The sequence below is a fragment of the Frankia sp. CeRuru1 genome (assembly GCF_977966315.1).
Genome location: NZ_CDWWEW010000236.1, coordinates 919 through 4,330 on the forward strand (window position 1 = coordinate 919; position 3,412 = coordinate 4,330).

Consider the following 3,412-nt stretch of genomic DNA (forward strand, 5'->3'; position numbering starts at 1 on the left):
ACGGGGGCGGTCCGGCATGCGTCGATAAAGGTGATCAGTTCATTCACCCGGTCGGACCGGGCGTCGACGGCGCGGTTCACGACCCGGATGAGGTGAGCGTAGGCGTCCGTGTGGTCGTAGTGGGCGACTTCCCTGATCCGCAGTGCCCATCGCCAGTAGCCGCGGATGGTGTCGGCCAGTGGCATCCGGAAGGTCGCAATGACCTCGCGGATTGGCTCCACCACGGCGTCGCCCTCCCGGCGCAGGTACCGCTCGACCACATCCGCCATGAACGCGAAGTGGCGCGACTCGTCGCGGGCGAGTCGGGTGAGGACGTCGGCCAGGACCGGATCGCCGGCCACGGTGCGTAGCTGCTGATAATAGAGCTGCGTCGCCTTCTCCTGCACGAGTGCGTAGGCGAACAACGAGACCGCGTGGTCAAGTGGCAGATCGAATTTCTTGCGGCCCTCGGCCGCCAGTTCCCGACGCAGTTCCTCCGGTTCGGCGATACCGGCGGCGACCTGGTAGCGGAACAGGGCCCGGGCGTGGCTGTCCTCTTCCTGGGCCCACCGTACCGTGAAATGGTAGAGCTCACGGTTATGGATAAAGGTTTCCAGGTCAACGTCGGAGTTGAGCGGGAACGCACGCTCGTAGAGGCCGAAATAGCCGGGGAGATGGTCCTCGATCAGGGTGATGAAGCGGACCGCTGAGCGCTGGCCTTCGGTGAGCCGGTCGGCCTCGGCCTCGTCCCACCGGAAGGCCGATTCGACGTCCCACCGGCGGGCGGCGGACCCGGCAGAATGAAACGCGGTGACCGCCGCCGCCAGGTCGGAGGCGGGCAGCAGCGGCGGCAGCACCGGACGGGCAAAAGGGCCGTCGGACCGGGCAGGGCGGCGTTGCCCCGCTTCCGGAGCAGAGGTATATGATATAACGGTGTTCGATACGGTCACGATGATTCTCCTGTTGTCAGACCGCCGCCGTCTCGAGCGCCGCGAGCACGATACGGACGACGTCGTTGATGGAGCTCAGGGTGAAGACGTCCTCATCCTCGATCTCGATATCGTACGTGCGCTCTATGCGGGAGATCATGACCAGGACCTTCACCGAGTCCGCGCCTTCGACGGCCCGCAGGTCGAGGTCGGGAGTGAGCGCGTCGGCTGGCATCCCGAGCTCGCGAGCAAGGATGGCGGTGACAGTACTGACAATCTCGGCGCGGGAGGGTGTCATCATGACTCCTTCAGTCATTCGCCGTGTCGGTTGAGGCGCGTGAGAGGGACTACTCAGCCCTGGCCGCCGGCGGCCTGGGCCGCGCTGGAAGCCTGGGCCGCGCTAGCAGCCTGGGCCGCGGTGATGGCTTCCGCGACACGGTCGAACTCGTCCGGTCGCAGGTCCAGGCGTTGCCGCGCGATGTTCATCGATGTCGGACGGTAGGTCGCGCTCGCCGCAGCCACTAGACTGCCCGCGGCGTCGAGGATCTCGGCCTCGGCACGCACCAGGCCGCCCGCGCCCGTCGGATTGCCCGTCGGACCGCCCGTCGGGTTGGAGACCGGCTCAGCCGCGTCGGCCTGTAGGCGGGCAACGCACTGGTAGTCGGTGTTCACCCGCATCGCGGTGACGTACCGCAGCCGCATACCGGTAGTGAAGGAGGTGAGGCCTGTTCGCAGAACGATCAGGTTTCCCATGGTTTCGTCGCAGATGACTCCGATGAGACCGCCGTGCACGACCCCCGGGTACGACTCGTGAGTGCGGTCCAGCCTGAAGCGGGTGGCGATCCCGTCGGGACGGAAGGCGAAGCGGAGGCGCAGGCCGTTTGCATTGTGCGGTGAGCAGCCGAAGCAGCGGTAGCTCTCCAGGACCGCCCAGGGCACCGGCAGGTATTCCTCGTCGGCCGAGGATTGGGAGGGAGCGGTCGGGTGAATGTGCATCGGTTCCTCCGGCAGGGAATCGGTCACGGCGCGCCCCTGCCGACGGCGTCGCACGTGATCCGGGGCGCCGCCGTCGTCGCGCGTCGCCCCCGCATCCGATCGGGTCTGGAACGACGTTCTCAGATTCGACGCATCAGGCCACTATTTCAGCCATCGCGTGGCGGATGCCGGAGTTCCGGCTCAGGTCCCGGCCGACCGCTGTTCCGAGCATGCGCCGGAGCTTGGCCTGGAGCTTTTCCAGCGCATCCGGCGGAGAGAACTGGAGATAGACATCGATCACGTCGTCGACGGTCTCGTGCCCCCGCATCTCCTCGACGCGCTGATGCTTGTAGACACCGACCGGGTGGTTGAGCCGCGGGCTCGTAACGTAGAAATGAATCCTTTCCAGGACTGACCTCAGCTCGTGCGGGTGGAGTTCCAGGCGACGCTTCAAGTAGAAGAGGAACTCGCGGGCGTGCCCTGCTTCGTCGCGGCTCGCGCGGAGAAACAGGTCGGCCAGCACGGGCTCCTCCACCCACTCCGACATCGCCCGGTAGACCGTGTTAACGATGATCTCGGAGATCACGTTCGTGGTCAGGGTCGCACTCGGCGTGATACCGGCTTCGTACGGCTCACGCAGAGCCTCGATCTTGTCCTGGTCGATATGGACGCCCACCGCCTTGAGCCAAGCACGGAAGGCGTAGTGATGCTGAAGCTCCTGGTAGGCCCAGATGGCCACGAAGGCCGAGCAGTCGTAGTCGTCGTGGAACTCGCTGAGAAAACCGTGCAGCCCGGGGAGAGACGTCGCCTCGCCCATGACAACGCCCTTGACAAGCGAGATGTAAACGGGATGAACGAGGTCACGACGGACGTTTTCCAGCCCGAGGTCGGAAACCTTCCACTGGAGGCGCTCGTAGTGCTGGAAAACATCGAAGCTATGGGACTTGTCAGCGGTGGCGGTCGGCATGGATGGACTCCTTCTGAGCTTCCCTCGCAGGCCTTTGCCGCTCTACCATGGGTTGCCTGACCGATCATTACAACCCTGATATCACACGCCAATCGAACCATTCCGATCAGCTATCGCGGAAGCGCTTACCGCCGCCCAGCGTTCACGAGCCCTTCATCGTTCACGAGTCCTTCATCGGACCTGGTAGAACACGGTTGTCACGTACTGGTCGAAATCGTTCACTCGGAGCGTGAGCCGAAGTTGCCATTCACCGGGCAACGGCGCCCGGATCCCGTCGCTCCGCGCATGGCCCGGCGCGGCCAGGCTCAGCGGAACAGTGAAGGGGCCGAGATCGGCGGCCGGCAACGACAACGCCGCACTGGCCTCCACCAGTTTCTGCGGTTTGCCGCTCGGGCCCGTGGCGTGGACGTCCAGGGTCTGGGCGCCCACCCGCGTCGGTGAGACCCGCACCTTCACCGTCATCGGACCCGCGAAGGTGGTGTCGGAGAACGGCGGTGAATAGCTGGTACGTCCCGGTACCATGTTCACCAACCCAGCCGTGATCCCCAGCACGACAGCCCCG

4 protein-coding genes and 1 pseudogene are annotated in these 3,412 nt (G+C 65.3%); all 5 read right to left on the bottom strand.

Translation table 11 applies throughout. The annotated features are described in order from the left end of the window. On the bottom strand, window positions 1-929 hold a 929-nt coding region (locus tag AC08OP_RS16365; RefSeq protein ID WP_476614995.1), incomplete at its 3' end, for an acyl-ACP desaturase. A gap of 16 nt (window positions 930-945) precedes the next feature. Beyond that, window positions 946-1,206 (bottom strand): acyl carrier protein, encoded by a 261-nt coding sequence (locus AC08OP_RS16370; RefSeq protein ID WP_462188678.1) that lies wholly within the window; start codon window positions 1,204-1,206, stop codon window positions 946-948. Between the two features lie 53 nt (window positions 1,207-1,259). Beyond that, complete coding sequence (locus AC08OP_RS16375) at window positions 1,260-1,931, bottom strand: PaaI family thioesterase (RefSeq protein ID WP_476614996.1); 672 nt, start codon at window positions 1,929-1,931, stop codon at window positions 1,260-1,262. Between the two features lie 106 nt (window positions 1,932-2,037). Then, window positions 2,038-2,850 (bottom strand): ferritin-like domain-containing protein, encoded by an 813-nt coding sequence (locus AC08OP_RS16380; RefSeq protein WP_476614997.1) that lies wholly within the window; start codon window positions 2,848-2,850, stop codon window positions 2,038-2,040. A gap of 171 nt (window positions 2,851-3,021) precedes the next feature. Continuing rightward, window positions 3,022-3,412: pseudogene (locus AC08OP_RS16385) on the bottom strand (copper resistance protein CopC); the annotation flags it as partial.

What these genes read in the sequence shown, in the direction of transcription:
- AC08OP_RS16380 (WP_476614997.1), bottom strand. Translation starts at nt 2,850, where the DNA reads ATGCCGACCGCCACCGCTGACAAGTCCCATAGCTTCGATGTTTTCCAG.
- AC08OP_RS16370 (WP_462188678.1), bottom strand. Translation starts at nt 1,206, where the DNA reads ATGACACCCTCCCGCGCCGAGATTGTCAGTACTGTCACCGCCATCCTT.